Below are 26,836 nucleotides of genomic sequence, written 5' to 3'. Positions count from 1 at the left end.
CTTCCTTATTTAAAAACATGAAACTCTTTGGTGAGTTCAAGATATGGGTCCGAGTATTGTCTCGGACTTTTTTCTACAATAAAATCAGATTCATCAATCTCTTTTGCTTCTGAAGAAAACTCCAGAATAAGTCTTTTAGTCTTTGAGCCTTCAATTCCTTTAATATTAATCTTCCTTCTCAGGTACAGATTATTCTCTTTACCTATGGAAACAAAAATCTCTCCTGCTTCAACAGGTATGATCACGGAAAAGATTCCGCTGCCGGACAGCAATTCTGCTGCCTTGGTTATCAACTGTCTGAAATTCAATTCTACTGTCTGACGGGCTATTTTATCTTTTTCAGATCCTGATTCTTCAAAATACGGAGGATTAGATATAATAAGATCAAACCGGTCTCTCGTTTCAAAAGTTTTAAAATCCTGATGATTATTTTTCAACCTTACACGGAAAGGGGAATTTTCAAAATTAAGCCTGGTAAGCTGGGCTGCATCTTCATTAATATCCAGTCCTAAAAATTCAGCATGAAGATTTCTTTGGGCCAGCATAAGAGAAATCAGTCCTGTACCGGTGCCTACTTCCAAAACACGGGAAGCCAATTCTACGTCAGCCAAAGCTCCAAGCAGGACACCATCTGTACCCACACGGAAGACGTCTTTAGACTGCTGAATTTCAAATTGCTTAAATATAAAAGGTTTCACTATAAATTGGTAGGCAGTGTAATAATGAATGTGGATCCCTTCCCTACTTCAGATTTCACAGAGATCTCACCTTTATAATCTTCAATCATTTTTCTTACCATAGAAAGCCCAAGTCCCATTCCGCTGTTTTTAGACGTAAAGTTCGGTTCAAAGATTCTTTCATACATGTTTTCAGGAATTCCTATTCCGTTATCCTGGACAGAGATCATCACTCTTCTCTGATGCTGCTCCACATCTACATTAATGATCAGTTTTCTCTGGTCGCTTTCCGCCTGCTTTGCATTGGTAACAAGGTTTGTTATGATTCTGGAAAGATAAATCCTGTCCATATTGATCATAATATTGCTCTTATTGGCGTGCATGAAAATACTGTCATCATTGAATACCCGGAGAATATCTTCAACTTCTGTATTAAGGTTGATTACTTCATTATTTTTTTCAGGAAGTTTAGCAAATTCCGAGAAAGCAGAAGCTACGGTAGCAATCAGATCAATCTGATCTACAATGGTTTTACTCATCTGTTTCACCCTCTCTCTGATATTCGGATCTTCCGGATCAAATTTCCTTTCAAAATTCTGGATGGTCAGCTTCATCGGAGTCAGCGGGTTTTTCACCTCATGGGCTACCTGCTTTGCCATCTCTCTCCAGGCTTCTTCGGAGGCCTTAAATCTAAGCCTCTCTTTCTGATCCTGAATCTGCAGAATCATTCTGTTATAAGCTCTCGCCAGCGCATTAAGCTCATCATTCTTATAATATCTGATAGGACGCATTTCGTTTTCAAACAAGGTAATACGTGTAATCATATCAGAGAATTTCGTAATGGTTTTTGCAAGGCTGTTAGAGGTAACCCAGCTGATCCAGATACTAAAAAGTATGAGGAATATATCGACCAGAAGAATATATTTTACATATTGATGAAGAACATCCAGGTAAGCAGACTCGTTATGATATAAAGGAATATAAACAATCCCGATTGGCTCAAGCTCATTATTTTTCAGCAGAAGATAGGAAGAGGTCAGCTTGGCATCTTTAGCAGCATCATACCTTGTCAGGTCAACTCTTGCATCAGTAGAAAGAATTTTATTAATGATATCAATGGAAATCGTCTTCTGGTCTATCAGGCTTTCATCTTTGTTGGAAAGCAAGTAATTCCCCTTCAGATCATAAATAACAATATCATGCTGGTTAATATCTGCAATTTCAAAAATTTTGTTTCCCAAAACTGTGGGAAGATCCTCTGTTTCCACCAATGTACGGCTTACCGCATAGTCCAGATACCGCATTACAGCATTGGTCTTCTCCTGCATGTCAATATTACTTTGCTGCATGGAGTTATTCCTTAACACAAAATAAGGAACAAGCGAAGTGGCAACAACACTTAAGAAGCATACCAGCAGAAAACCGAAAAACACCCGATTCCTTAAGCTATATCCTTTATACTTATTAATTGACATTCTACTTTTTAATTAACCTAGCAATATACTTACCAATGATATCAAATTCCAGGTTTACTTTATCACCAATTTTCAAATGTTTCATATTCGTAAATTCCCAGGTATAAGGAATAATGGCAACGGAAAACTGAGCATCTTCGCTTTTAGCAACAGTAAGACTGATCCCGTTTACTGTAATGGAACCCTGAGGCACCGTTACAAAACTTCCGTCATTTTCATATTTCATGGTAATGAAATAACTTCCGTCCTTATTTTCAATACTTACCACTTCACCGGTTTTATCAACGTGTCCCTGAACAATATGACCATCCAGTCTTCCATCCATCTTCATGCAGCGCTCAAGATTCACAACAGTTCCCAGTTCCCATTTCCCAAGATTGGTTTTTTCCAATGTTTCGTTGATTGCTGTAACCACATAATGATTGTCTTTAATTTCTACAACCGTAAGGCAGCAGCCGTTGTGCGCCAGGCTCTGGTCAATTTTCAGCTCGTTTGTAAAAGGACATGTAAGGGTAAAATCTATATTGCTTCCTTTTTCTTCAATCTTCTCAATAACACCAACTGCTTCAATAATTCCTGTGAACATATTATTTTTTGCTAAATTTGTAAATTATAATCTTCAAAGATAATCAAAATGAGCCCAAAAAACCATAAAGTACGAGTAGGAATTTCAATCGGTGATTTCAACGGCATCGGTCCGGAGATCATTATGAAGTCTCTGAAAGACAAAACTATTACAGATTTTTTCACTCCTGTAATTTTTGGTTCGGGGAAACTATTCACTTATCAGAAAAATATTTTTAAGCTGAATCTCAATTTCAACTACATCAATGAATCTTCACAGGCCCAGGCCGGTAAGCTTAATATGGTGAATCTCACCAAAGAAAACGTGAATGTAGAATTGGGAGTTCCCACTGAAGAGTCTACTAAAATGGCGATTGATTCTCTGGAAGCAGCTACTGAAGCCTTGATGAGAGGTGATATTGATGTGCTGGTAACCGCACCGATCAACAAGGATGAAATGGTAAAGATGGGCTTTAAACATGCCGGACACACAGGATATTTTGAGGAAAAATTCAGCAAAAAAGGACTTATGTTCCTCGTGACTGAAGATCTTAAAGTAGCTGTTTCTACACATCATATTCCTATTGCACAGGTTGCTGAAAATATTTCCAAAGAAAAAATAAAGAAGCAGATCAGAGTATTGAACCAAACGCTTGTAGAAGATTTCTGTATTCAAAAACCTAAAATTGCCGTATTGGGATTAAATCCGCACGCTGGCGATGGAGGTGTTATCGGAAATGAAGAAATTGAAATCATCAGTCCGGCCATCAAAGAACTTTCTGACAACGGAATACTGGCATTCGGACCTTTCCCGGCAGACAGCTTTTTCCAGCCAAACAAATACAAAAATTTTGACGCAGTGCTGGCAATGTATCACGATCAGGGGCTGGCTCCGTTCAAAACATTAGCGTATGAAGAAGGGGTGAATTATACTGCAGGGCTTCCTTTTATCAGAACCTCTCCGGACCACGGGGTGGCTTATGATATTGCAGGAAAAAACATCGCTGACGAACAAAGCTTTACGGAAGCCATCTTCACTGCTATTAAAGTTTTCAAAAACAGAAGTGAATACAGCGAACTGATGAGCGACCGCCTGCAGCCTAGAAAAATGGCTGTAGACAACGGAATAGATGAAGATCTACCGGAGGAAACTGAAGCATAAATCTTTAAAACAAATTTTAAATTAATTTGTTTCAGATTTTATTTGTTATTATAAAAAAAATGCATATTTTTGCACACTCATTTTATGGACAAGTTAAGAAACTATGACGTAAGCTTTTCCGGACTTAAAAACGGAAGACACGAGTTCAAGTTTGAGATAGATAAAACGTTCTTTCAATTATTTGACACTGAGCAGGAATTTACAAATCCCAGAATAGAAGTGAATGTATCGCTTGATAAACACACGACTTTCCTGGAGTTTGATATTAAAATTAATGGGCTGGTTGAATTGGTTTGTGACATCACAAATGAAAATTTCGACTATCCTATAGAGAATGAGATCAAGATTCTGGTGAATTTCGGGGAAGAATATGATGACAGCAATGAAGATGTGATTACCATTCCTACCGGAGAGCATGCTTTCAATGTAGCACATTTGATTTATGAAAATGTAATGCTTTCTATCCCGATGAAAAAGATCTCACCGAATGTAAGTGATGAAGATCTTAAAATTCTTGACCAGTTCAGTCCTAAAGATATTGAGGTAGCAGAAGAGGAAGAACATGAAAGCGATCCAAGATGGGATGCTTTAAAAAAATTAAGAGACAATAATTAAATAGAATAATTTAAATATGATGAGATGATGAATCTCATCGCTCATCAATTAAAAAAGTTATTAGAAAATGGCACATCCAAAGAGAAGACAGTCGTCTACAAGAAGAGATAAGAGAAGAACTCACTACAAAGCTGTAGTTCCTCAATTAGCTAAAGATGCAACAACAGGAGAGCTTCACCTATACCACAGAGCTCACTGGCATGAAGGAAAACTTTACTACAGAGGTAAAGTAGTATTGGAAAAAGAAGTAGCTGCTACTGAAGAAAACTAAGAGTCGCTTTTCGCTGAAAAAGCCTCATTTTAATACAAAAACCGCCCAATTTTGATAAAATTTGGCGGTTTTTTGTTGTTTTTTACGTTTTTTTGGTATCTTTGGCATCAAATCAAATATCAAATTTATGGACATTAAAGACATACAAAATCTTATCAAGTTTGTATCTAAGGCTGAAGTTTCAGAAGTGAAATACAAAACTAAAGATTTCGAAATCACTATTAAAACTCCATTAGCTGGAAGCGATGCTGTTTATGCACAACCTGCAGTATATCACACTGCTCCGCAAGCGGTAGCTGCTCCGGCACCTGTTGCAACTCAGGCTGCTGCACCTGCTGCTGAAAAGGCTGAAGCTGCATCTGATGACAGCAAATATGTAACGATCAAATCTCCAATGATCGGTACTTTCTATAGAAAACCATCTCCTGATAAAGATGTATTTGTAAATGTAGGTGATGAAGTTTCTGCCGGTAAAGTAGTTTGCGTTATTGAAGCCATGAAACTATTCAACCAGATTGAATCTGAAATCAGCGGAAAAATTGTTAAAATTTTAGTTGACGATGCTACTCCTGTAGAGTATGACCAACCATTATTCTTAGTAGATCCATCTTAATTAAATATTGATTAATGATGATTGATGATTGATTATAAAATCAATTTCAAATTTCAAATTTTCAAATTTCAAATCGTATTAAGATGTTCAAAAAAATATTAATAGCCAATCGTGGCGAAATTGCAATGCGTATTTTACGTACTTGTAAAGAAATGGGGATCAAAACCGTTGCGGTATACTCTACCGCTGATAAAGACAGTCTTCATGTAAGATTTGCTGATGAAGCGGTATGTATTGGTCCTGCAATGAGTAAAGACTCATATCTTAAAATCCCTAACATTATTGCTGCTGCGGAAATTACCAATGCCGATGCAATTCATCCAGGTTACGGATTCTTATCTGAAAATGCTAATTTCTCAAGAATCTGCCAGAAGAACGGCATCAAATTCATTGGTGCTTCTCCTGAACAGATTGAAAAAATGGGAGACAAGGCAAATGCCAAGGCTACCATGAAAGCTGCCGGTGTACCATGTGTACCAGGTTCTGATGGATTAATTGAATCTTATGAGCATGCTGTAAAGATCGCTGAAGAAACAGGATATCCTGTAATGATCAAGGCTACTGCAGGTGGTGGTGGAAAAGGAATGAGAGCCGTTTGGAAAGCTGAAGACCTTAAAGACCACTGGGAATCTGCAATTCAGGAAGCTGTAGCTGCCTTTGGAAACGGAGGTATGTATATGGAAAAACTGATTGAAGAGCCAAGACATATTGAAATCCAGGTTGCCGGTGACCAATTCGGTAAAGCTTGCCACCTTTCTGAAAGAGACTGTTCTGTACAGAGAAGAAATCAGAAATTAACTGAAGAAACTCCTTCTCCTTTCATGACGGATGAACTTCGTGAAAAAATGGGTGCTGCTGCTGTAAAAGCTGCTGAATTTATTGGATATGAAGGTGTGGGAACTATCGAATTCCTTGTAGACAAGCACAGAAATTTCTATTTCATGGAAATGAATACAAGAATCCAGGTAGAACATCCTATTACTGAACAGGTAATTGATTATGACCTGATCAGAGAACAAATTCTTCTTGCTGCAGGAACTCCTATTTCAGGAATCAACTATTATCCTAAATTACATTCAATTGAGTGTAGAATCAACGCAGAAGATCCTTACGCAGACTTCAGACCGTCTCCAGGGAAAATCACAGGATTAAATATTCCTGGCGGGCACGGAATCAGAGTAGACACTCACGTGTATTCCGGATATACAATTCCTTCCAACTATGACTCGATGATTGCCAAGCTTATCACGACGGCCCAAACCCGTGAGGAAGCTATTGCAAAAATGAGACGCGCCCTTGAAGAATTCTATATTGAAGGAGTAAAAACAACTATTCCTTTCCACAGACAGCTGATGGATAATGAAGATTATCTTTCAGGAAACTATACTACAAAATTCATGGAAGATTTTGTAATGGATAGAAAATACGATAATCACTAAAAAGAATTATCATTTATATAAAAGAAGGCGTCTGAAAAGGCGTCTTCTTCAGTTTTATACTATCCCATTCTAATAAAGCAGGAAAAGTTATTTTTGCAGTATCACTTAAAATCAACATAGGCCGATGACATCAGCAATACAAGAGAAATTAGCAGAAACACTTCAAATTTCTATGAAGCGTGCGGAGGAATTTTTGGACATTTGCTACATCGTAACTTATGATAAAAACAAAATGATAGAGCCTCAAAATGGAATTTTTGATCGTTTAGGTTTCATTTTAAATGGCGCTGTCCGGACCTATTACATCAACGAAAAAGGTGAGGACATCAGCTACCTTTTACAGGTGAACAATGATGTTATCGGCGATTATGCAAGCTATATCACCGGAAAAAAAACAATGGCGGTTATACAGGCTCTTCTAAAAACCGAAATTTTATATTTTAATAAAAAAGAGGTCGAAATTTTAATTCAGAAAGATATTTTCTGGCTTGGGCTGGCAAAACGCATATCCGATTTAGCTTTTCTGGATGCAAAACAAAGGCTGGACGATTTGTTTTTTTATACACCGGAAGAACGCTATATCAATCTCCTGAAAAAATCACCCGAAATTCTGAACAAAATTCCGCAGAAATATATTTCGTCCTATTTAGGAATTACGCCACAATCGCTGAGCAGAATCCGAAAAAGAATTTACTAATTCCAGAAAATTAACTTAGGTGAACGTTTTTGGTTTTCCCGGTCTTTAATTTTGTATCATAATATAAATGCAATCACAATGAAAATAGCAATTATCGGTGGCGGAATTGGTGGTTTGACAACAGCTTTAGCTTTACAAAAAAATAATCTGGACGTTACCATTTACGAAAGCGCACCCGAAATAAAACCTGTAGGCGCCGGAATCATCATGGCTAATAATGCAATGCAGATTTTTGACAAACTTAACATTCGCCACAAAATCGAAAAAGCAGGTCATAAAATTTCAACTATTAAAATTACTGATCCACAGCTCAAAACCTTATCGGATGTACAGCTGAATACATTCGAAAGTAAATACGGAGTAAGCAATATTGCCATCCATCGTGCTGATTTGCAAAGGATTCTGGCTGAGGAAACTGGTTTTGAAAATATTAAACTTTCTAAACGCTTATCCAAAATCGAACAGGGAAATGGTTATCAACTCACTTTTGAAGACGGAACTATCGCTGATGCAGACGCTGTTATTGGTGCAGATGGAATTAAATCAGTAGTTCGTCATCAGATTTTAAACATTGGAAAACTGAGATCTTCCAAACAAAAATGCTGGCGTGCCGTCATCGAATTCGATTGGACAGAAAAATATAATCATCAGGCTTATGAGGCCTGGGGAAAAGGAAGACGCTTCGGTTTCGTGAGAATTAATGATCACAAAGTTTATTGGTACGCTGTGGTTAACGAGAACCTTGTTAAAAATCCCAATAATCTTGCTGAGCTTTTTGCTGAATTTAATCCTGAAATTCCCCGAATGATTTCCGGAACACCCAGCGAGAAAATATTTGTCAGCGATATTATCGATTTGGAACCGGTTTATCAATGGCAAAAAGACCACGTTTGCCTGATTGGTGATGCAGCCCATGCAACGACTCCTAATATGGGGCAAGGTGCCTGCCAGGCCATTGAAGATGCTTATATCCTCGGAAAACTTTTTGGTGAAGGGAAAAACGTGGATGAAGTCTTCACTCAATACGAAAAACTGCGTATGAAAAAAGCACATTACATCGTCAATATAAGCTCAGCCATCGGTAAAATTTCTCATTATGAAAACAGTCTGGCAGTTTGGCTCCGCAATACTTTACTAAAGGCAACACCTAGCTCTATAAACGAAAAACAAATGGAAAAAGTTTTTGATATTTCATACCAGAGCAACTTATAAGAAAACCCGAAAGCTGCTTATTGAACAGCATTTAAAAATATAATAGTCCTGACAGAACAGCAAATCAATATCAGAATGATTGGGAATCTTAAAAAAATGTAGAATTGCCTTCTCAGTATAAATTTTATTATTCTTAAAGATAGAATACCTGCAACTGTTTATCCGTTAAGAAAATATTTTCCATTAAGGATTCATTTTCCATCAAAATATACTCTAATCACCGCCTTATACTCTACTCTATTTTTGTTTATGGGTCTCATTAATATTGTGTAAATTTGTTGAAAACCAAAATATATGTCAACAGCAGAACAAACAAAAAACTCACAGTATTTTATTGACCTTGAAGACAAACATGGAGCACATAATTATCACCCGCTTCCGGTCGTTCTAGACCGCGGAGAAGGTGTTTTTGTTTGGGATGTGGAGGGCAAAAGGTACTATGATTTTCTTTCAGCATATTCCGCTGTGAACCAGGGGCATTCTCATCCTAAAATTGTAGGGGCCTTAGTAGAGCAGGCACAAAAGCTGGCTTTAACTTCAAGGGCATTCTACAACTCCAAACTGGGAGAATACGAACAAAAGATTACCGATCTTTTTGGATTTGATAAGGTTTTACCTATGAACTCCGGGGCTGAAGCTGTGGAAACCGCTGTAAAATTAGCCAGAAAATGGAGCTATGAAGTAAAAGGAATTGCAGAAAACGCGGCAAAAATTATCGTGTGCGAAAACAATTTCCACGGAAGAACAACCACTATTGTTTCTTTCTCCAATGATCCGGATGCCAACCAGAATTACGGACCTTTTACACCGGGATTTATCAAAATCCCTTATAACGATATCGCAGCATTAGAAGAAGTTCTGAGCAGAGAGGCAGAAAATATTGCAGCATTCCTGGTAGAACCTATTCAGGGAGAAGCCGGAGTATATGTTCCGGATGAGAACTTCCTGAAAAACGCTTCTGAGCTGTGTAAAAAACACAATGTCCTTTTTATTGCTGATGAAGTTCAGACCGGTATTGCAAGAACAGGAAAACTTATTGCTTGCCACCATGAAGATGTACAGCCGGATATCCTAATCTTAGGAAAAGCCCTTTCCGGAGGAATGTATCCTGTATCAGCTGTTTTAGCGAATGACCGCATTATGAATGTCATTAAACCGGGACAACATGGTTCTACATTCGGAGGTAACCCTATTGCCTGTGCTGTAGCCGTTGCTGCACTGGACGTAGTAGCTGAAGAAAATCTATCTGAAAGAGCTGAAGAATTAGGGAAACTTTTCAGAGCTGAAATAGAGAAACTGATCGAAAAGACAGACCTGATCACCAAAGTAAGAGGAAAAGGCCTTCTAAATGCCATCCTTATCAATGATACTCCCGAAAGTTCCACTGCGTGGAATCTTTGTTTACAATTGAAAGAAAATGGATTGCTGGCAAAACCTACCCATGGTAATATCATCAGACTGGCACCACCATTGGTAATTACTGAAGAGCAATTACTGGATTGCGTGAAGATTATTGAAAAGACTATTCTTGAGTTTAAATAAAAATGGCTCTTTCCCTTGCAATCATTACTTATAATGAAGAAGAGAACATCGTAAGACTTTTAGATTCATTAACAGACATCGTTGATGAAATCATCATTGTCGACAGCTTTTCAACAGATAAGACAAAAGAGATTTGCACTCAAAAGTATCCTCAGGTAAAATTCTTCGAGAAAAAATTTAACGGGTATGGTGAACAAAAAAACCATGCCCTTCATTTATGCTCCCATGAATGGGTTCTGTTTCTGGATGCAGATGAAATTCCTGATATAACTCTGAAAAAATCCATACAAAAGATTGTTTCTTCAGAAAGTACAGCATGTAATGTGTATAAAGCAAAATTTAATAATCATCTGGGAATTCATCTGATCAGATTCGGAGGATGGGGAAATGTATACCGTGAAAGGCTGTTCAGAAAAAAGTATGCACGGTATTCCGATGATAAAGTTCATGAGTTTTTGATTACTGATCAGAAAGCCTGTCTTATGGAAGGAAAACTGGACCATTATACCTACAAAAGCATCCATCATCATGTCTCAAAAATCAATAAATATTCTGATATGATGGCTGAGAAAATGTTTGAAAGAGGGATGAAAGTCAAAAGATTTAAGATCATTGTAAGTCCGGTGTTCGAGTTTATCAAGGTCTTTATTTTCAGACTTGGGTTTCTGGATGGATTTCCCGGTTTTTATATCGCTAAAACAATGTCTTACTATACCTTTTTAAAATATATTAAGCTTCGTGAAAAAATAAGACTGTCGGAATTGAAAAAACACGGTAAATAGTATGATCCTATACCTTATTCCTGTTGTATTGACGATATTTATCGTTGTGTATTTCCGTCTGTATCTTTTTGTATTTCCGCATAACAGACTGGTCATTCTCATGTATCACCAGGTTGAGAAAGAAAGCCATGAAGACCTTACAGTCAGCTTAAACAATCTTGAGCAGCAGTTTTCTTACCTGAGCCGTAAAAAGTATACTCCGCAATTTTTTTCAGAACTTACTATTTCATCAAAAAAGAATATTATCATCACCTTTGATGACGGATACAGAAATAATTTTGAATACCTGCCTTCTTTACTGGAAAAGTATAATCTGAAGGCAACTATTTTCATTCCAACCGGATTTATAGAAAAAGGATATAAAAATTATCCTATGATGACCTTCGACGAAATCAGAAGCCTGGATAAAAAATACTTTGAGATTGCGCTTCATAGCCATGCCCATGAAAATCTGAGCAATGCTTCTGCTGATTTTACAGAAAAAGATCTAAAAAAAAACATGGAGGTACTGGAAGCCCAAAACATCAGCTATTCCAAGGTTCTGGCATATCCTTATGGTAAATATCCACAAAAAAAAGAAGATAAATCCGCTTTTTTTTCAATTTTAAAAAAATTAGGAATTGATTTTGCAGTAAGAATTGGAAATAAGGTGAATTATTACCCTACCCGGCATCCCTACGAGCTGTGTAGAATTGATATAAAAGGCAAAGATTCGATCATAAAATTCAAATTAAAACTTATCTTTGGCAGATTAAAACTATTTTAAAAAACAATATTAAGGGAAGTATTTCTGTACTTCTCTATCAAACAAAGCGTTGTGATGAATATAAGTGGTTTAATCATAACATATAATGAAGAAAAAAATATACAGGATGTCCTTGAGTCTTTTGATTTTTGTGATGAAATAATAGTCGTTGACTCTTTTAGTACGGATAAAACTGTAGAAATTGCAAAGAAATTCCCGCATGTAAAAGTGATTCAGAATAAATTTGAAGACTTTACAAAGCAAAGAAATCTGGCTCTGGATGCTGCAACCAACGACTGGGTTTTATTTCTGGACGGTGATGAAAGAATTACACCGGCCCTGAAGCAGGAAATCATCGATGAGCTGAAAAAAACCGGGCAAAAGGATGCCTACTATTTTTACAGGAAATTCTTTTTTGCCCAGAAACCCATTCATTTTTCAGGAACTCAGTCTGATAAAAACTTCAGACTTTTCAGAAAATCGAAGGCCAGATATATGGCAGGGAAAAAGGTACACGAAACTCTGGAGGTGAAAGGAACCATCGGAATTTTAAAAAATAAATTACTCCATTACTCCGTTTCAGATTATGAATCCTACAAAGAAAAAATGATTCATTACGGAGTTTTAAAGGGGAAAGAACTGGCTGCAAGAGGGAAAAAGTACAGTGTTTTAGTTCAATATCTTAAAACAGCTTTTAAATTCTTTAAAGCCTATATAATGAGACTTGGCATTTTAGACGGAAAAGAAGGGTACCAGTTATCATACCTGCAATCTTTAAGTGTTTATGAAACCTATGAATCATTAAAAAAAGAGCAAAATTAGTTGAATGAAGATTTGTATCATTAGTTATGATTTTTGGGATTATGATAAGTATATTGTTGAAACATTATGCAAACGCGGTATTGATGCTCATCATATAAAGATCAGTACCGTTACTCATTCCAACTTTAATGAAAGGGCTGTAAATGCTCTCAGCAAAACTTTTTTAAATAAAAATCTTAAGACCGAAAAAAGACAGAAATACGTTCTGGATTCCCTTGAAAAATTAGGACATCAGGATCAGATTCTGGTGATGAATCCTGACACATTTGATCTTTCCACCCTTAAAAAAATCCGTAAATATACAGACCGCCTGGTAACCTACCTTTATGATAATCTTGAAAGAGTTCCTGTAGAAGATAAGCTGTATCTTTTTGACAAAGTATTTTCCTTCGATCATATCGATGTAAAAAAACACGGATTCGAAAAATTAACGAATTATATTTACCTTCCGCATTGCTCGGAAGAAACTCAGCAACCTGAAATGGACCTTTTCTACATTACTTCTTATGATAACAGAAGGGTTTCACTCATCAAATTACTGGCTAAAAAGCTGATTGAACAGGGGCTAAAGTTCCAGATTATGATCATCGGAAAAAAATCATGGAAGCATCAGCTGACCAATATTTTCATGACGGTACCTAAAAATCTTTTTTTGATTTTCAGTATCAAAAAGATTCCACATAATGATCTTCCAAAATATTATAAAAACTCTAAAGTTTTGCTGGACCTCATGCGTGAAGGGCAATATGGGCTCAGCTTCAGGGTTTTTGAAGCCATGGCTCTGGATAAGAAAATCATCACTGATAATGAAGCTATTAAAACCTATGACTTTTACAATCCCAATAATATTTTGATTTTAAACAAAAATATTAGTAATCTTGACAAATCTTTTTTTGAAAAGCCTTACGAGAAAATTCCGGAAGAAATCTACTACAGATACACTTTGGATAGTTGGGTGAACAAAGTTTTTGAAATAAGTGATAATGGCAATAATTTATGAAAAAAAAACTTTTATTTATCGCTCCCGGTTATTATGGGTTTAATGATGTTGTCTTTGAAGGTTTGAAAAAATATAGTGGTTATGATGTCGTACATATAAATTCAACTCTAAACTACCAATACAAAAATATTTTAGAAAAAATATATAATTTTTTTCTAAAAACATTTCTTAAAAAGAATCTCAAAAATATAAAAAAAGGGGAGCATATTCAACGTATTATTAATCTTCATGATTATGATGTATTGTTGGTAAACAGACCTGATGTATTGAGTAATGAGGATCTAAATTCTGCTCTTAATAAATCTAAAAAGTCTATTGTTCTCTTTTGGGACAGTATTCAGAAAATACCTTCTCAGGAATCATATATTCAAAAATTTGATATATGCTGCAGTTTTGATACCGATGACTGTAAAAATTATAATTTAAATTATGTGACCAATTTTTACTTTATCAAAGAAAAAAAAACAACTACAAATTTTGATGTTAGCTATTTAGCAACCTATGATAAGAGAATAGCTGAAGCCCAAATTCTTTTCGAATATTTTAATGATAACAATATTTCAGCAAAAGGAAAATTGTTTACATATAAGTCTATTCCTATAAAAGAAAAGCTTCCTAAGAATATCCAGATCATTTATGAAATTATCCCTTTTTCAGATTCATATAAATACTATTTAGATAGTAAAATCATTCTTGATATAGCACATCCCCACCAGAAAGGATTATCATTTAGGCCATACGAAGCCATTGGTTTAAATAAAAAATTGATAACAACCAATCAGGAAATCATTACATATGATTTTTATAATCCAAAGAATATTCTTGTCATTAAAGATATTTCAAACTTTACAATCCCCGAGAGTTTTTTATCGGAAGATTACGAACAAGCTGAGGATTGGATAAAAGAAAAGTATTATATTAAGAACTGGATAAAAACAATACTTTCATTTCATGAAAACTAAAATTTATTTTGTATGCCCCACTAATAAATTTGCGAGCGGAGGTGTAAAACAAATCTACCGACAAGTCGAAACATTAAACAAAAATGGATTCGAAGCTTATTTGTTATTGAAAAAAAAAGGGAAAAAAGAAAGCTGGTTTAATAATAATGTTCCAATAAAGGTTAACCCATATTTATTCAAGGAGCTCAAATATCTTTATAAAGGAAAAAAGATCAATTTCTTTAAAAAATTAACCTTAAGCTTTTTAAAAACCCAAAGTGTTGATATTGAAAAAGATGCCATTCTTGTTTTTCCTGAAATTTATGGCCCGAATATTCATAAACTAGCACCTGAAAATTCCAAAGTGATATTTAATCAAAATTGTTATTATACATTTGGTTACTTTTCAATCTACGAAAACTATCGGGAGACTCCTTACACTCATTCTAAAACTCTGGCAACCATAGTAGCTTCAGAAGATGCTGAAAGATATTTAAAATATACTTTTCCCAACTCTACCGTTTTCAAAATGCGGCTAGGTATTGACAATCAAATATTTAATTACAGTGAAACAAAAAAGAAACAAATTTGTTTTATGCCGAGAAAGCTTGGTGATGATGTAACTCAGGTTATTTGTATACTCAAACAGAGAAATGCATTAAAAGGATGGAACCTCGTTGCTATAGATAATAAAACAGAGCAGGAAGTAGCAGAAATCATGAAAGAAAGTGCTATTTTCCTAAGTTTTAATCATAAAGAAGGGTTTGGGCTTCCTCCTGCTGAAGCTATGTCTTGTGGTTGCTATGTAATTGGATACTCCGGTCAGGGTGGAAAAGAATATCTAAAACCTGAGTTTTCTATGCCTGTAGAGGATGGCAATATTATCGAATTTGTGCAAAAAATAGAAGAAGCTATAAAAATATATGAGGAAAATTCTCAGGAAATATTAAGTAAAGGAAAACTTTCTTCTCATTTTATCTTAGAAAATTATAGCTTAAAAAATGAAATAAATGATACTGTGAATATTTGGAATAATATTAATAAATAATATTAATAACTGTATAAGATAATCACTATCCTATTTTAATTTAATTCTTTCTTATCACAGTCTTTATGTAAACAGAAATCCAAGTTTTTCATAAAAAAACCGCCTCATGCTAGGGCGGTTTCTTTGTTTTAAATATCAATATTTTTAGTATGCGTAGAATTCAATTCCTTCATATACATATCCGGAAGGTCTCACACTTGATCTTGAATAGTAGTGATCCTTACCATTCCAATATCTGTAGATAGGGACTGTATTAGGCTCCTGAGTAGCAAAAGCGTTAAATTCAATTCCTTCATCTACATATCCCTGGTAATACCCCGGAGTTCTTGTATAATAGTGATCTCTGCCGTTCCAGTATCTGTAAATAGGAATAGTGTTCGGAGCTTTATATAAGAATGCATTAAACTCTGTTCCTTCAAAAGAATACCCGCTGTAGCTTCCCGGAGTTTTTGTATAGTAATGGTCTACTCCGTTGTAATATCTGTAAATTGGAATTGTATTAAATTCCATATACACTTTATTGTCGATCAGATATTGGTCTACATAAGCTTTAAGCTGAGCTTTTTTAGCAGCATCCTTTACTAAGTCATAAATAATAACCAATCCGTTGTTCCCGAAATCTACAAGGACTGAATTGCTCGCATTAGAACTGTTCTGCCAGTTGGAAATATTGATCTTAGGATTGGTCTGGTCAAGATTCAGGTCTCCCACAAGGCCTTTTGAAGGGTCTCCTCCTCTAGTTTTATAAGCTAATTTTTTAGAATAGTTCATGGATGATTCTGAAGTATTCACGTCATTGGTAACATCTACATCAAAGATATCCTTCATTCCTACCTTTACACCAATTCTTGCGGCACGGTCACGGCTTTGGCTTCTTGTTTCCGCCTGGAATAAAACATCCAGTTTCGCTCCTGTATAGATATCAACTGCTACGTGTGTTCCATAATCCTGTACAATCTGCTGCGGGGTCTTTGTCTGCAAATCCTGGGCAAATTCCGGAGTCAGGTAATCTCCCAGCATATCAGTAGTAGCATTGAATCTTACTCTTTTTTGTTTAATGGTAAGGTTATAGCTTCCGTAGATATACTTTCCTTCAAACTTATTGTTGGTAGTTACTGCAGAATTGAATCCTACTGAAAGTGTTTTCTTGAACAATGGAATACCGGCAGTAGCGTTAACTTTGGTGGAAACCATTTTAGAATATGATTCTGCATTTTCACCATATTCTTCAGTGTATTCCTGTGAGAATGTATTTTCGCTGATCAATCTGCTTGCCTGCTCCATTTTAAAACGATCAATGTCGATCACTTTAAAACCAGCAGCAGTAGCATTGGCATATTCACCGGCAACATTATAACCATGTCCCAGTACATCGTAAATTCCGTCTCCTGCAAATTTAGCAGCTGACAAACGATTGGTTTTAGCAGAATTTTCCGGAGTTACTTCAGGATTCAGATCTTCTGAAGAACATGAACTCATAAAAAGCATCAGTAGACTACTGAAGCAAAATAAAATTTGTTTTTTCATAGGTTATTTAAAAGTTTTCGCAAATATAATATTCAACAACCAGTGAAAAAAAAGATTTAACAATGATAAATATCATTGTTAAGTAAATTTAATGTATAAAGTCAATAACTTTTAGCCAATTTTAATAACAAAAAATCAGAATAGGAAAACTCCTACTCTGATTTCAGTACTTTAATCTGTAAACTAATCAAACTTTTAAAGGCTAGCCACATTACAATGTATTCAATAATACAATCCTTAATTTACAGGTGCATAAAACTCTAAATTCTCTCGAATCCAATAGCTAGATGGACCTAAATTTGGGGACGTAGAAAGATAATGATGTCCTCCGTTTATTCCTCTATAATTATATACAGCAACTCTTCCTACTCCAGGTTCTTTATAAGCATAAAATGCAACCCCCATGTATATATTCCAGTACGAACTAGGTTGCATAGAACTATTTTGAGAAAAGTAATGCTCTGTACCTGAAGTGCTTTTATAAGAATAAATTGGAACTGTATTGGGGGCCTTATATTTAAAAGCTCTAAAGGTTGGCCCTTCATTTGTCCAATAACTAGAAGGTTGTAAATTAGTCTCAAAGGAAAAATAATGGTCGCTACTTGGTTCATTCTTATAAGCATATAACAGCGAGCTAGTAAAATCTAAAGAAACCTGATTATCAATCAAATACTGATCTACATAAGCCTTAAGCTGGGCTTTTTTGGCTGGATCTTTTACTAAATCGTAAATGCGCATCAACCCATTATTTCCAAAGTCTACTAATACAGCATTGTTTATTGTAGAACTGTTTTGCCAAGTTGAAATATTAATTTTAGGATTGGATTGATCAAGGTTCAATTCACCGACTAACCCTTTTGAAGGATCTCCGCCTCTTGTTCTATATGATAATTTTTTAGAAAAATTTTTGTTAGATTCTGACGTACTAACTTCATTGGTCACATTCACATCAAAGATATCCTTCATTCCTACCTTTACACCAATTCTTGCAGCACGGTCACGGCTTTCATTAGTTGTTTCCGATTGGAAAATAATATCCATTTTAGCCCCTGTATAAATGTCTACAGCAACATGGGTTCCATAATCCTGTACAATTTGTTGTGGTGTCTTAGCTTGTAAATCCTGTGCAAATTCAGGAGTTATATAATCAGCTAACATATCGCTTGTTGCATTGATCCTAAGTCTTCTGTGTTTAATTAAAAGATTGTAACTCCCATAAATATACTTAGCATCGAATTTATTATTAGTCGTCACAGCAGAGTTAAATCCAACTGAAAGGGTTTTCTTAAATAATGGGATACCAGCAGTTACATCTACTTTATTGGATATCATTTTGGAATATGATTCTGCATTTTCCCCATAATCTTCTACATATTCCTGTGAAAATGTATTCTCAGCTAACAACCTTCCTGCTTGTTCAGATTTAAATCGATCAATATCAACCACTTTAAAACCAGCAGCACTAGCATTCGCATATTCTCCAGTAGCATTATAACCATGTCCTAAAATATCATAAACACCATCTCCTGCGAATTTCGCAGCAGATAAGCGGTTAGCTTGTGCCGGGCTATCCTGAGTGGATTCATTATTCAGATCTTCCGAAGAACATGACCCCATGAAAAGCATCAATGAAGCACCGAGACTAAATAAAATTTGTTTTTTCATTGTATTATTTTAAAATTCCCACAAATATAAACTTCAAAATCTAGCGGAATATAAAAACACAACTGACATATATCATTTACCAGTGATTTTATATCACGCATAAAACCCCATGAATAATTAAAAAATCAACCTCTAACTAGTGATTTAAGTAAAAATATAAATTATGAAAATCAACTTTTTCATTCTTGTAAAAAACATGTACATTAAATTCGACATTTATTATTTATGACTTAATATCCATAGTACAACCCATCACAGATTACAATCTATGAATTAAAAATATGATCAGAAATATAAGAGTGAGAACTTTAAAACAGTATTTATCTGTAGAAATACATAAAAAAGTTAGATTCAAAAAAAGAATACCAGGTCATAAATCATCTCTTAAACGCATAATTTTAAGTAAATTTGCAAAAATTTAAATTGAAATGGAGAAAGTAAGAGTACGTTTTGCTCCAAGTCCTACAGGGCCGTTACATTTGGGAGGCGTAAGAACCGCATTATATGATTACCTTTTTGCTAAAAATCAGGGTGGTGAGTTTGTATTGAGAATCGAAGATACAGATACCGCCAGATATGTAGAAGGAGCTGAAGAATATATTGAAGAAGCATTGGAGTGGTGCGGAATCATCCCTGATGAAAGTCCTAAGAAAGGCGGAAAATTCGCTCCTTACAGACAATCTGAAAGAAGAGATATCTATGACAGATATACTGAACAGATCCTGAAAACAGATTATGCTTATATCGCTTTTGATACTGCAGAAGAACTGGATGCAATCCGTGCAGAATATGAAGCCAGAGGTGATGTTTTCTCCTATGATAATAAAACGAGAAACCGTTTGAGAAACAGTCTTGCTCTTTCAGAAGAAGAAGTTCAAAGATTGCTGCACGAAAAAACACCTTATGTGGTACGATTTAAGATGCCTGTTGACAGAGTATTGAATCTTGAGGATATTATACGTGGAAAATTCTCTGTCAATACAAATACCTTAGATGATAAAGTTCTGGTAAAGAATGATGGGATGCCAACGTATCATTTTGCCAATATTATCGATGACCATGAAATGGAAATCTCACATGTCATCCGTGGAGAAGAATGGCTTCCTTCTTTGGGACTTCATACCTTATTATATGAAGCCATGCAGTGGGAAGCTCCACAATTTGCGCACCTTTCTTTAATTTTAAAACCTGAAGGAAAAGGGAAATTAAGCAAAAGAGACGGAGATAAATTCGGATTCCCGGTATTTCCCCTTGATTTTAAAGATCCTGCTACTGGCATAATTTCTAAAGGGTACAGAGAAAACGGTTATCTTCCTGATGCTTTCATCAATATGGTAGCGCTATTGGGATGGTCTCCGGCAGATGATAAGGAAATTCTTCCTTTGGAGGAAATGATTAAGGAATTTGATCTTCATAAAGTACACAAAGCGGGAGCAAGATTCAGTAAAGAAAAAGCGGAGTGGTTCAATCATCAGTATATTCAGATGAAGTCTGACGAAGAACTTCTTCAGATCCTGAAAAATACAGACCTTGATCTTTCCGGTGTATCTGATGAAAAATTATTAAAAGTCATTCACCTGTTGAAAGAAAGAGCAACTTTCCCTAAAGATATCTATGAAAACGGAAAATTCTTCTTTGAAGCACCAACTTCCTATGATGAAAAAGCTTCCAAAAAAGCATGGAATGATGAAACATCAGCTATTTTAGGTGAATTGACTTCAAGGTTTGAATCTGCAGATTTTATTGCTGAGTCCCTGAAACAAACTGTGCATGACTTTGCTGAAAATAAAGGATTAGGCATGGGTAAAGTGATGATGCCTTTACGTCTTGCCTTAGTAGGAGAATTGAAAGGCCCGGACGTACCGGATATCCTGGAAACCCTTGGTAAAGAGGAAAGTATCTCCAGAATAAACATTGCTATAAATAATTTTAAATAGAATAACCATAATTTTTCATACATTTGAAAGATTTAATTTACTTCAAGAAATGGAATATTTAAGTTTCGAACTTCCTATCAAAGAATTGATGGACCAATACCAGACGTGTTCTTTAGTAGGAGAAGAAAGTGGTGTTGATGTAAAATTAGCATGCAGCCAGATTGAGGATAAGATTTTAGAAAAGAAAAAAGAAATCTATGGAAATCTTACACCTTGGCAAAGAGTACAACTGTCCCGTCACCCGGATCGTCCTTATACATTAGACTACATCCACGGAATGGCAGATAAAGGCAGTTTCTTAGAACTTCATGGAGACAGAAATTTCGCTGATGATCCGGCAATGATTGGAGGATTGATTACCCTGGATGGTCAAAGAGTAATGATCATAGGGACTCAAAAAGGAAGAACGACAAAAGAAAGACAGCACAGGAGATTTGGAATGCCAAATCCGGAAGGATACAGAAAAGCTTTAAGACTAATGAAGCTTGCTGAAAAATTCAATATCCCTGTGGTAACCTTAGTAGATACACCGGGAGCTTACCCCGGACTGGAAGCTGAAGAAAGAGGACAAGGAGAAGCTATTGCAAGAAATATTTTTGAAATGGTACAGCTGAAAACTCCAATCTTCACTTATATCATCGGGGAAGGAGCCAGCGGCGGAGCACTTGGGATAGGTGTCGGAAATAAAGTATACATGCTGGAAAACACATGGTATACGGTAATTGCACCGGAAAGCTGTTCTTCTATCTTATGGAGAAACTGGGATCACAAGGAAGATGCAGCCAATGCATTAAACCTTACTCCGGCAGATGCCTTAAGAGAAAAGTTCATTGACGGAATTATTGAAGAACCACTTGGTGGCGCTCATTATGATCAGGAAACAACTTATTTGAACCTGAAAAATTCAATTTTACAAAATATCAAAGCTTTCTCCAAATTCACAGGACAGGAGCTTGAAACCCAGAGACAGGACAAGTTCATTGCGATGGGACAGTTTAAGGGATAAAAATAAAAAAGGTTAAGAAAATTTCTTAACCTTTTTTTTGCTTTAGTCTTCTTCTATTCTATTAATTTAATTCTATTCAACATTCAGTGCAATTTCTATATCCTGGGTGATTTTCTTCAAGGATGAATACTTTGCATCACATACCATTGTTGTCAGCACATATTCCCCTTTATCCACAAGAATAAAATTTTCACCTTTGGCAGGAACGCTGAGATTGTAATATTTTTTTCCGCTAATTTTTACAATAAGATTGCAGGATGACCTGTTTTTAATATTGACATACGCTTCGCTTTTATTGATATCATTATTAAATAAATGGGTAAGCATGGCAGCTCTTCTTTTATTTTCTTCACTTGGACCAGCTTTTGATCCTATAGAAGCACCTGCGCTTTTTGCTGCTCCTGCAGAACCTGCCGACGCATAGGTTGCTCGCCTTTCTTCTTTTAAAGCTTCAATAGCGGCAGCCGTATTTTTAGAGACCGTCTTACCGTTTACGGTAGTTGTATTATTCGCAGCTATGGTTTTACCGCTGTTCAGATCATTGTTCTTTACAATATTTTCAATTTTTTCCTTACTGATAGGCTTAATGGTTGGTTTTGCTTCAGGGGAATTATCCGCCATAATAATATCAATCAGTTTTCTTTTGAAATAGTCTGTTTTGGCATGTCCGGGATTCTGTTTTAAAAAGCCGGCAATTACTCTTGCCTCTTTTGAAGTCTCAGCTTCCTGTTCTGTATAGATAATTACGGTTTCTTTCTCAACAACAGCTTTAGATTTTGTTTTTTTCTTTTTTTGGGAAAAACCTAGAGCAAAAATGCATATAAATAGAAGGAAGAAGATTTTTTTCATTAATCAAACCTTTAAAATAGTATTAAATATATTAATAACGTGAAAAGTCATTTTTTAGTTTATCATTAAAATCATTATCTTTGCACTGCTCTAAAATTAAGCTAAAAATTAATACTAATCTTTAAATAAAAAATAATAGATATTATGTCTTATACACCAGTTGCTGCAGACGTAGCTAAATTAAGAAACCAAACAGGTGCAGGTATGATGGACTGCAAGAAAGCTCTAGTTGAAGCTGAAGGAGACTTCGAAAAAGCGGTAGATATCCTTAGAAAAAAAGGACAGAAAGTTGCTGCTAACAGAGCTGACAGAGAGTCTACTGAAGGTGCAGTAATCGCAAGAGTAAACGAAGACAACACTTTAGGTGCTGTAATCTCTTTAAACTGTGAAACTGACTTCGTTGCTAAAAATGAAGCGTTCATTGAGCTAGCTTACGAATTAGCTGAAATGGCAATCTTCGCTGCTACTAAAGAAGAACTTTTAGCTACTGACTTCCACGGAATTACTGTTGCTGAGAAATTAGTTGAGCAAACAGGAGTTATCGGTGAGAAAATTGAAATCGGTTCTTTCGAAAGAATCCAGGGAGCTTTCTTAGGAGCTTATATCCACGCTGGAAACAAAATTGCTGCTATCACTTCTCTTTCTGCTAAAGTAGACGGAGCTGACGAAGTTGCTAAAGCTGTTTCTATGCAGGTTGCTGCAATGAACCCAATTGCTCTTGACGAAAACGCTGTTTCTCAGGAAACTATTGACAGAGAATTAGAGATCGAAAGACACAAACTTACAGAAGAAGGTAAGCCTGCAAATATTATCGATAACATCCTTAAAGGTAAAATGCAGAGATTCTACAAAGACAACACTTTGGTACACCAGGATTTCATTAAAGACGGAAGTATCTCAGTTGCTGATTATGTAAAATCTGTAAACGCAGACTTAAAAGTAACAGGATTTGTAAGAGTAAGTTTAGCTTAATCAACCTTTCCAAAAAGATATTGCATCCCGGTGAACTTCACCGGGATTTTTTTATTCTTAAACACATTCGTAATCAAAAACAATTCAGTATCTATATTATTATATAGCAGTAACCAGCCAAACTCTTAATTACAAGTTTCATACCCAATATCGCTTTTAGTTAAAAAATGATGCCGGTTTTTTAACATTTATTTAAATTTTATTAAAAGTAATTCATTTTTTATTTTATTTTTGTAGAAATCCTAATTCCATACTCATGAAAAGATTTCTACTCAGTCTGGTATTAATTTTTTTGACAATTAATACACTCTTTGCACAAAGGGATACCGAGCACTGGATTGCTCCCTATTATGACAGTTACGGAAGCTATACCAATATGATATATCTTTCCACTGACTCGCTGACACCTTTTGATGTAACGATCTATAACAACAATCTTCCTATTACTACAGTTACGATCAGCAAAGGTAACCCACAAACCTATAAGGTTGCCAACGGCCTTATTTCAACAGGCACAACAACTGATGCATTTACTGTTATCAATAAAGGACTTTATCTGAAAGGAGCAAAACCATTCTACTGCAGTTTAAGGCTTGCCCAGGATATCCACGGGGAAATTATTACCAGCAAAGGAAAGGCTGGAATCGGGAAAACTTTTTTTGTGGCTCAAAGTCCCAATACTGATACCAACCCTTATTATAACTTTACAGCCGGTATCCTTGCCACTGAAGATAATACCAACGTAACCGTAACATGGAACCCTACTGCCGGAGTAGTTTTTATCAACGGAGCTCCAACCAGTAATTCTCATACCTTTACATTACAGAAAGGACAATCTTTTATTTTCGCAGGCTCCGGATCACAATCTGCTAATAAAACAGGCTTCATGGGAGCCAAGGTGGTTGCAGATAAACCTGTAACTCTTACCAACGGGAGCTGCAACGGTAACTTCTCAACCCCAACATCCGGTACTGACCCTATTCTGGATCAATCAGTTCCGGTTGAAAGACTTGGAAATACATTTGCTATAGTAAAAACCAGATCTACAGCTCCTAACCTGAATATGGAAGGGGGACTTATTATTGCTACCGAAGATAACACTGAAGTTTATTTAAACGGCGGAACCACTCCTGTTGCAACCCTTGCTTCCGGACAATGGTACAGAATCAATGAAACAAGTTATGTAAGTCAAGGTACCGGACATTCCAATATGTTTATTTCAACTACCAAGAATGTATATCTTTACCAGTTTATAGGAATCGGATCAAACGCTGCAACCAACGGGTTCAACTACATCCCGCCATTAAACTGCTTCCTGCCAAGAATAATTGATGAAATTGGTAAGATTAATGAGATGCCTCTTGGTCCAGGCGGAGCAAGTACTACACAAGGAGACTTAGTTGTAAAATTAAATATTCTGACTGAGGCAGGAGCTACAGTAATGGTAAACGGTTTCCCTCCTCTGGCTGCAGACGGACCATTCCCGTTAACAGGAAACAGCAATTGGGTTACCTATGGAATAACAGGGGTAACAGGAAACCTTAAGATTACTTCTACAAAAGCCGTAACAGCGGGTATTAACGGAGGATATAGCACAGCAGGATACGGAGGGTATTTTGCCGGATTCTCATCCATTCCTGTTATTGCCAAGAAAGCAGGAGAATGTGTTCCGGGAATTATCCTGGAAGTAGATGACGGATATGAAACATACCAATGGTACCGCGACGGAGTAGCTATTTCCGGAGCAACTACTTATACTTACACCCCTACACAGTCAGGAAACTATACCGTAAAAGTAACAATGGGTACGTGTCCGCCTGTGACAACTCCGATCTATAAAGTACAAACCTGTTTGAAAGAAACAACTCAGGCATTAAATGCTTGTTCAACAAAAATTATAACCCCTACATTTACTTCTTCCACACAAACAGTGGTTCCAAGTACAGTAGTAATTTTAACTCCTCCTACGAAAGGAACAGCTGTAGTGAATCCAAACGGAACAATCACTTATACACCTAATCCCGGATATTTAGGGCCAGATAAAATAGTTTATAAATTCTGTGGAAACTCAGTTGAGTTTACAGATTGTGAACAGGTGACATTAAACCTTACTGTAGTACCATTCGTTGTTACGGATACCTCTATTAAAGCTTGCTGGTATGATGTAGCACCTTATGCTTATTTCGATCTTACGAAAGCTAAGGTAACAGACTATAACGCTGTTATAAAAAAATACTACCGTACCCTGAATGATCTTACTGCAGGTATCAATGAAATCACAACTCCGGAAAACTTCCCATCAACAGGAGGATTTGTATATGTAAAAGTAACAACTGCCGAAGGATGTACAGCAAATGCGAAAATTGAACTGATTGTACTTCCTATCAAAAAGTCACCGGTACTTGTAGATCAGTATATCTGTATGGATGCAAAAACTAATCTGGATGCAGGTCCTGGATACGATTCGTACCAATGGAGCACAGGTGCTACCACTTCAGGTATCAGAGATGTAGGCGTTGGAGAATATACAGTAATTCTTGGTAAGAGCGGGTGTTTCCTTACACAGACAGTAAAAGTTAAAAAAGTTGAAGATCCGGTAATCCAAACCGTTGAGATCAATAACAATACAGCAACTGTAATTGTAAACGGCGGTAAAGCTCCTTACAAATATGCAGTTGACGGAACTGCTAACTGGCAGGATTCAAATACCTTTACGGGCTTGACAAGAGGACAGCATACTTTTTATGTAAAAGATTTTTATAACTGTACCCCTATTGCTGTAGAACTTACCATTCCTAATCTGTTAAATGCCATTACCCCTAATGGAGATAATGTAAATGATTATATTGATTACAGTGAGCTTGCTTATAAAGAAAACCTAAGCTTTGTAGTGTATGACAGATATGGAAATATGGTATTCACCGGAAACAGATTCAATAATTACAGATGGGACGGAAAACACTTTGATAAGAAGCTGGGAACAGGAACATACTGGTATCACATTACATGGAATGAATCCAATAAGGAAAAGACTCCAATAAAATATACAGGTTGGATTCTTGTTAAGAACAGAGAGTAATAATTATTTTAAACCATATTGGTAAGCCACGATTTCATAATCGTGGCTTTTTTATTAATAGTATCTCTGCATCTTCAGTAATAATCTTGTACTGAATAGTATAAAAGTTTCTCCATCAGACTATAATAAATCATTTCTTCAGCATTCTCAATGAAGAGATAAAGAAATTAATGAAAAATATACAACTAAATGATTC

The 26,836-nt window shown here is 35.9% G+C and carries 24 protein-coding genes; 18 read left to right on the top strand and 6 right to left on the bottom strand.

The window, feature by feature from the left end; all coding sequences use genetic code 11:
* Window positions 1-5 precede the first annotated feature (5 nt).
* The 3 genes from ACR1PO_RS05485 to ACR1PO_RS05475 are packed head-to-tail and all read right to left on the bottom strand — an operon-like array spanning window position 6 to window position 2,738.
* A complete protein-coding gene (locus ACR1PO_RS05485; RefSeq protein ID WP_332385653.1) occupies window positions 6-698 on the bottom strand; it encodes a tRNA1(Val) (adenine(37)-N6)-methyltransferase in 693 nt (230 codons plus the stop codon).
* Window positions 698-2,152 (bottom strand): sensor histidine kinase, encoded by a 1,455-nt coding sequence (locus tag ACR1PO_RS05480; protein ID WP_233333649.1) that lies wholly within the window; start codon window positions 2,150-2,152, stop codon window positions 698-700. The genes ACR1PO_RS05485 and ACR1PO_RS05480 overlap by 1 nt, the downstream gene beginning before the upstream one ends.
* A gap of 1 nt (window position 2,153) precedes the next feature.
* A complete protein-coding gene (locus ACR1PO_RS05475; protein ID WP_120232704.1) occupies window positions 2,154-2,738 on the bottom strand; it encodes a riboflavin synthase in 585 nt (194 codons plus the stop codon).
* A 48-nt stretch (window positions 2,739-2,786) separates the two neighbouring features.
* On the opposite strand from ACR1PO_RS05475, the gene pdxA reads away from it, so the two are divergent.
* The 14 genes from pdxA (at window position 2,787) to ACR1PO_RS05405 (ending at window position 15,605) form a co-directional block, all read left to right on the top strand.
* Window positions 2,787-3,878 carry a 4-hydroxythreonine-4-phosphate dehydrogenase PdxA gene (gene pdxA / locus ACR1PO_RS05470; protein WP_332385652.1) on the top strand — a complete coding sequence of 364 codons (1,092 nt, stop codon included), beginning with the start codon at window positions 2,787-2,789 and terminating at the stop codon, window positions 3,876-3,878.
* A gap of 84 nt (window positions 3,879-3,962) precedes the next feature.
* On the top strand, window positions 3,963-4,493 hold the full coding sequence (locus ACR1PO_RS05465; RefSeq protein ID WP_332385651.1) for a YceD family protein: 531 nt from the start codon (window positions 3,963-3,965) through the stop codon (window positions 4,491-4,493).
* A 67-nt stretch (window positions 4,494-4,560) separates the two neighbouring features.
* Entirely contained in the window at window positions 4,561-4,764 is a 204-nt protein-coding gene (gene rpmF / locus ACR1PO_RS05460) for a 50S ribosomal protein L32 (RefSeq protein ID WP_002976251.1), read from the top strand.
* 127 nt (window positions 4,765-4,891) lie between these two features.
* Window positions 4,892-5,377, top strand: coding sequence for an acetyl-CoA carboxylase biotin carboxyl carrier protein (gene accB / locus ACR1PO_RS05455; protein WP_332385649.1), 486 nt, complete (start codon window positions 4,892-4,894; stop codon window positions 5,375-5,377).
* An 83-nt stretch (window positions 5,378-5,460) separates the two neighbouring features.
* Window positions 5,461-6,816, top strand: coding sequence for an acetyl-CoA carboxylase biotin carboxylase subunit (gene accC / locus ACR1PO_RS05450; RefSeq protein ID WP_131436232.1), 1,356 nt, complete (start codon window positions 5,461-5,463; stop codon window positions 6,814-6,816).
* A gap of 232 nt (window positions 6,817-7,048) precedes the next feature.
* The gene (locus ACR1PO_RS05445; protein WP_433986116.1) at window positions 7,049-7,513 is read left to right on the top strand and encodes a Crp/Fnr family transcriptional regulator; all 465 of its coding nucleotides are present in this window, start codon (window positions 7,049-7,051) and stop codon (window positions 7,511-7,513) included.
* Between the two features lie 78 nt (window positions 7,514-7,591).
* Complete coding sequence (locus ACR1PO_RS05440; protein WP_332385646.1) at window positions 7,592-8,725, top strand: FAD-dependent monooxygenase; 1,134 nt, start codon at window positions 7,592-7,594, stop codon at window positions 8,723-8,725.
* A gap of 294 nt (window positions 8,726-9,019) precedes the next feature.
* Complete coding sequence (rocD, locus tag ACR1PO_RS05435) at window positions 9,020-10,267, top strand: ornithine--oxo-acid transaminase (protein ID WP_332385645.1); 1,248 nt, start codon at window positions 9,020-9,022, stop codon at window positions 10,265-10,267.
* Between the two features lie 2 nt (window positions 10,268-10,269).
* Complete coding sequence (locus ACR1PO_RS05430; RefSeq protein WP_332385644.1) at window positions 10,270-11,049, top strand: glycosyltransferase family 2 protein; 780 nt, start codon at window positions 10,270-10,272, stop codon at window positions 11,047-11,049.
* A gap of 1 nt (window position 11,050) precedes the next feature.
* The gene (locus ACR1PO_RS05425) at window positions 11,051-11,815 is read left to right on the top strand and encodes a polysaccharide deacetylase family protein (protein WP_433986115.1); all 765 of its coding nucleotides are present in this window, start codon (window positions 11,051-11,053) and stop codon (window positions 11,813-11,815) included.
* Window positions 11,816-11,869: 54 nt separating this feature from the next.
* Window positions 11,870-12,616, top strand: coding sequence for a glycosyltransferase family 2 protein (locus ACR1PO_RS05420; RefSeq protein WP_332385824.1), 747 nt, complete (start codon window positions 11,870-11,872; stop codon window positions 12,614-12,616).
* 4 nt (window positions 12,617-12,620) lie between these two features.
* Window positions 12,621-13,616, top strand: a complete 996-nt coding sequence (locus ACR1PO_RS05415) for a WaaS/CpsH family glycosyltransferase (RefSeq protein ID WP_433986114.1) — start codon at window positions 12,621-12,623, stop codon at window positions 13,614-13,616.
* Window positions 13,613-14,578: a WaaS/CpsH family glycosyltransferase gene (locus tag ACR1PO_RS05410; RefSeq protein WP_433986113.1), complete on the top strand. Its 966-nt coding sequence runs from the start codon at window positions 13,613-13,615 to the stop codon at window positions 14,576-14,578. Before ACR1PO_RS05415 ends, ACR1PO_RS05410 begins: the two co-directional genes overlap by 4 nt.
* Window positions 14,568-15,605, top strand: a complete 1,038-nt coding sequence (locus ACR1PO_RS05405; protein ID WP_433986112.1) for a glycosyltransferase — start codon at window positions 14,568-14,570, stop codon at window positions 15,603-15,605. Before ACR1PO_RS05410 ends, ACR1PO_RS05405 begins: the two co-directional genes overlap by 11 nt.
* 144 nt (window positions 15,606-15,749) lie before the next feature.
* Here ACR1PO_RS05405 and ACR1PO_RS05400 read toward each other — a convergent pair whose 3' ends face one another.
* Complete coding sequence (locus tag ACR1PO_RS05400; protein ID WP_433986111.1) at window positions 15,750-17,132, bottom strand: MAC/perforin domain-containing protein; 1,383 nt, start codon at window positions 17,130-17,132, stop codon at window positions 15,750-15,752.
* Between the two features lie 237 nt (window positions 17,133-17,369).
* A complete protein-coding gene (locus ACR1PO_RS05395) occupies window positions 17,370-18,797 on the bottom strand; it encodes an MAC/perforin domain-containing protein (RefSeq protein ID WP_332385635.1) in 1,428 nt (475 codons plus the stop codon).
* Window positions 18,798-19,225: 428 nt separating this feature from the next.
* Between ACR1PO_RS05395 and gltX the strand changes: the two genes are divergently transcribed.
* The gene (gltX, locus tag ACR1PO_RS05390) at window positions 19,226-20,734 is read left to right on the top strand and encodes a glutamate--tRNA ligase (protein ID WP_433986110.1); all 1,509 of its coding nucleotides are present in this window, start codon (window positions 19,226-19,228) and stop codon (window positions 20,732-20,734) included.
* A 49-nt stretch (window positions 20,735-20,783) separates the two neighbouring features.
* Window positions 20,784-21,740 carry an acetyl-CoA carboxylase carboxyltransferase subunit alpha gene (locus tag ACR1PO_RS05385; protein ID WP_433986109.1) on the top strand — a complete coding sequence of 319 codons (957 nt, stop codon included), beginning with the start codon at window positions 20,784-20,786 and terminating at the stop codon, window positions 21,738-21,740.
* Window positions 21,741-21,812: 72 nt separating this feature from the next.
* On the opposite strand, the gene ACR1PO_RS05380 is transcribed toward ACR1PO_RS05385, so the two are convergent.
* Window positions 21,813-22,589 carry a DUF6759 domain-containing protein gene (locus tag ACR1PO_RS05380; RefSeq protein WP_433986108.1) on the bottom strand — a complete coding sequence of 259 codons (777 nt, stop codon included), beginning with the start codon at window positions 22,587-22,589 and terminating at the stop codon, window positions 21,813-21,815.
* A 144-nt stretch (window positions 22,590-22,733) separates the two neighbouring features.
* Here ACR1PO_RS05380 and tsf point away from each other — a divergent pair, with 144 nt between their 5' ends.
* Window positions 22,734-23,561 carry a translation elongation factor Ts gene (gene tsf / locus ACR1PO_RS05375; protein WP_433986107.1) on the top strand — a complete coding sequence of 276 codons (828 nt, stop codon included), beginning with the start codon at window positions 22,734-22,736 and terminating at the stop codon, window positions 23,559-23,561.
* 256 nt (window positions 23,562-23,817) lie between these two features.
* Window positions 23,818-26,640, top strand: coding sequence for a T9SS type B sorting domain-containing protein (locus ACR1PO_RS05370; RefSeq protein ID WP_433986106.1), 2,823 nt, complete (start codon window positions 23,818-23,820; stop codon window positions 26,638-26,640).
* Window positions 26,641-26,836 lie beyond the last annotated feature (196 nt).

Origin of the sequence: Chryseobacterium amylolyticum, assembly GCF_051011775.1 — a bacterium.
Taxonomy (GTDB): domain Bacteria; phylum Bacteroidota; class Bacteroidia; order Flavobacteriales; family Weeksellaceae; genus Chryseobacterium.
This window is presented reverse-complemented; position numbering and strand designations above follow the sequence as displayed.